Origin of the sequence: Nocardia sp. NPDC060220 (assembly GCF_042727815.1) — a bacterium.
Lineage (GTDB): Bacteria > Actinomycetota > Actinomycetes > Mycobacteriales > Mycobacteriaceae > Nocardia.
In genome coordinates this window covers 1-1,745 of sequence record NZ_JBHWZY010001154.1, presented here as the reverse complement: position 1 = coordinate 1,745, position 1,745 = coordinate 1, and the positions used below count along the sequence as shown (strand labels likewise).

The following is a 1,745-nucleotide window of genomic DNA, read 5'->3' as shown; positions in this document are numbered from 1 at the left end:
TCTCGGGTCCGTAGAGCAGATGGACCGCGGTCGCGTCGCGGACCGCTTTGGTGGCGATCCGTCGGTCACGCAGCAGGGTGGTCGCGAGCAGAGCGAGCACGAGCAGCACTGCGCCGTCGATGACCGCCGGTTCGAGCTCGATCTGATTCGACAGTGGATCCATCACGGCGATCGCGCCGATGATCACCGCGATGGTCAGCGCCAGCGCGCCATCGACGTTGGTACGCAACCAGTTCAGCAGTCGCGACATCCCGCCCCCTCCCAGTTCGGTGATTCCAGGATAGGCCGCGCGACCGGGTCGGCGGGTCGGGAAGTCGAGAAGTCAGGCGATGAGCAGCAGCGCGGTGACCGCGGCGGCCGTCGCGACCACGGCCAGTGCGAATCCGGTGCAGACGAACCGGAGCATCGGAACGCGCACCTCGTGGGTGCGGCAGAACTCCAGTCCGATCAGCGTTGCCAGCGATGCCCACGGCGTGACGACCGGCCCGACGTTCGTGCCGATGAGCAGCGCGAGCAGCTGTGTCCCGTTCTCCACCGGGATCACGGATTCCCCGGCGGTGTAGGCAGGCAGATTGTTGGCCACGTTGGACAGGCCCGCCCCCGCGGCCGCCGCGCGGAACGCCCCGGCGACACCGTCGTCGACGCCGATCAGGCCGTGCATGATGTCGTTGAGTCCCCATCGGCTCAATGTCGGCACCACCAGGAACAATCCGACGACGAAGATCAGCAACTGGAACGGGATCAGCGACCATCGCAGCGCTGCGGGCCGCAGAATCGCGAAGGCGACGACCGCGATCGCGGCGGCCACCACCGCGGCGAGACCGATCTGATCACCGACCACCGGAATCGCGAGGATGAACAGCAAGCACGCACCGGCGGTCGCGTAAAGCAATGTCCGCGCACGCATTCCCTCGGTGCGGATGGGCTCCGGCGGCACGTAGCGGTCGGCGTCGCGACGATCACGACGCCAGTACCACTGCCACAGGAACAGCATCGTCACCGTGATCGAGGCGAGCTGGGGCGCCCACATGCTCGCCGCGAATTCGGTGGAGCTCTTGGCGATCCGATCCGCCGCCAGCAGATTCGTCAGATTGGAGACGGGCAACAGCAGGCTGGCGGTGTTGGCCAGCCACAGCGTGGTGATCGCCAGCGGCAGCGGCGGGATGCGTGTCGGTCCCGCGAGCGCGAGCATGACCGGGGTCAGCAGCACGGCGGTGGTGTCGAGGTTCAGCAGAATCGTCGTCGCCGAGGCGAACGTCACGCACAGTGCGAACAGGGCGAGGTAGTTTCCGCGTCCGACGATCGCGATCCGATGCGCGATGACATCGAAAACCTTGGCTTCCCTGGTGAGTTCGGCCAGCACGATCACGCTGGCGAGGAACAGCAGCAACGGCCCGACGCGACGCAGGTTCGCCGCCGCCTCGGCGCGGGGCAGCAGTCCGGTCGCGACGAAGGTCAACCCGACGAGCAGCAGGCCGACGCGAATCCGATCCAGCACCGACAGCCGTGGTCGTGGTAGCCGTGCCAACCACTGCGGTGGCGTGACGCGGCGGTGCGGGTCGACCTTTTCGGACACCGATCCATGATCGCATTGCGGCTTACCGGACGCGTGCTCGTCCCGCCAAGAGTCTGCCGCGGTGATCATTCGGGCGCATACTCGACGGTGTGACGGACCTGGGGTGGGCACGTGAATTCTTCTTCATCAGCTATTCGCCGGCTGACGAACGCTGGGCCACCTGGGTGGC

Annotated in this window: 1 protein-coding gene and 1 pseudogene; both read right to left on the bottom strand. The window is 66.9% G+C overall.

The features are described from left to right. Positions 1 to 250 (bottom strand): annotated as a pseudogene (locus tag ACFWF3_RS34735) (hypothetical protein); the annotation flags it as partial. 72 nt (positions 251 to 322) lie between these two features. Continuing rightward, positions 323 to 1,576, bottom strand: a complete 1,254-nt coding sequence (locus ACFWF3_RS34730; RefSeq protein WP_379318301.1) for an SLC13 family permease — start codon at positions 1,574 to 1,576, stop codon at positions 323 to 325. Positions 1,577 to 1,745 lie beyond the last annotated feature (169 nt).